Source organism: Pseudomonas sp. P5_B2 (genome assembly GCF_056400445.1).
Genome location: NZ_JBFULH010000847.1, coordinates 1 through 1,495, shown reverse-complemented (window position 1 = coordinate 1,495; position 1,495 = coordinate 1). Strand labels below are relative to the sequence as shown.

Genomic DNA, 1,495 nt, shown 5'->3' with positions numbered 1-1,495 from the left:
CAATGGCGGCGCCCGGGAAGTCCAGCAGGGCTTCTTCCAGGGAACGCAGGGTTTCAACGTCAAGGTCGTTGGACGGTTCGTCGAGCAGCAGGACGTTGCCGCCCTCTTTCAGGGTCAGGGCCAGGTGCAAGCGACCGCGCTCACCACCGGACAGGTCCTTGACGAACTTCTGCTGATCGCCGCCCTTGAAGTTGAAGCGACCAACGTAGGTGCGCGACGGGATCTCGTAGTTGCCGATGCGGATCTGATCCGAACCGTCGGAGATTTGCTGGAACACGGTCTTGCTGCCGTCCAGGTCTTCGCGGCTCTGATCGACGCACGCCAGTTGCACGGTTTCGCCGACTTCGATGCTGCCCGAATCCGGTTGTTCCTTGCCCATCAGCATGCGGAACAGGGTCGATTTACCGGCACCGTTACCGCCGATCACGCCAACGATGGCGCCTTTAGGCATGGAGAACGACAGGTTATCGATCAGCACGCGATCGCCATAACCCTTGGAAACGTTCTTGAATTCGATGACCTTGTCGCCCAGGCGTGGACCGGCCGGGATGTAGATCTCGTTGGTTTCGCTGCGCTTCTGGAATTCCTGCGATTGCATTTCTTCGAAGCGTTGCAGACGAGCCTTGGATTTCGACTGGCGGGCCTTGGCGCCTTTGCGCACCCACTCCAGTTCTTCCTTCATGGCCTTTTCGTGAGCCGATTGCTGCTTGGATTCGGCCGCCAGACGATCGGACTTGGCTTCAAGCCAGCCCGAATAGTTGCCCTCGTACGGGATACCGGCGCCGCGGTCGAGTTCCAGAATCCAGCCGGCAACGTTGTCCAGGAAGTAGCGGTCGTGCGTGATCGCAACCACGGTGCCCGGGAAATCGTGCAGGAAGTGTTCCAGCCAGGCCACGGAATCGGCGTCCAAGTGGTTGGTCGGTTCGTCGAGCAGCAGCATGTCCGGCGCGGACAGCAGCAGACGGCACAGGGCCACACGACGCTTTTCACCACCGGAGAGGAATTCGACCTTGGCGTCCCACGCCGGCAGGCGCAGCGCATCGGCGGCGACTTCCAGTTGACGCTCAAGGTTGTGACCGTCGCTGGCTTGCAGGATGGCTTCGAGCTTGGCCTGTTCTGCCGCCAGTTTGTCGAAGTCGGCATCTTCTTCTGCGTAAGCCGCGTAAACCTCGTCCAGGCGTGCCTGGGCGTTCTTGATCACGCTGACCGCTTCCTCGACCACTTCGCGCACGGTCTTGGTCGGATCAAGGATCGGTTCCTGTGGCAGGTAACCGATGTTCAACTCTGGCATCGGGCGGGCTTCGCCCTCGAACTCGGTGTCGACGCCGGCCATGATTTTCAGCAGCGTGGATTTACCCGAACCGTTGAGGCCGAGTACGCCGATCTTGGCGCCTGGGAAGAACGACAGAGAAATGTTTTTCAGGATTTCCCGCTTCGGCGGAACAACTTTGCCCAGCCGATGCATGGTGAAGACGTATTGAGCCATGGAGAACCT

The 1,495-nt window shown here is 60.0% G+C and carries 1 protein-coding gene; it reads right to left on the bottom strand.

What is annotated here, in order from left to right:
* Positions 1 to 1,486 (bottom strand): energy-dependent translational throttle protein EttA (ettA, locus tag AC1DRJ_RS27370; protein ID WP_477804900.1); only part of this gene is annotated, 1,486 nt, incomplete at its 3' end.
* Positions 1,487 to 1,495: the final 9 nt, after the last annotated feature.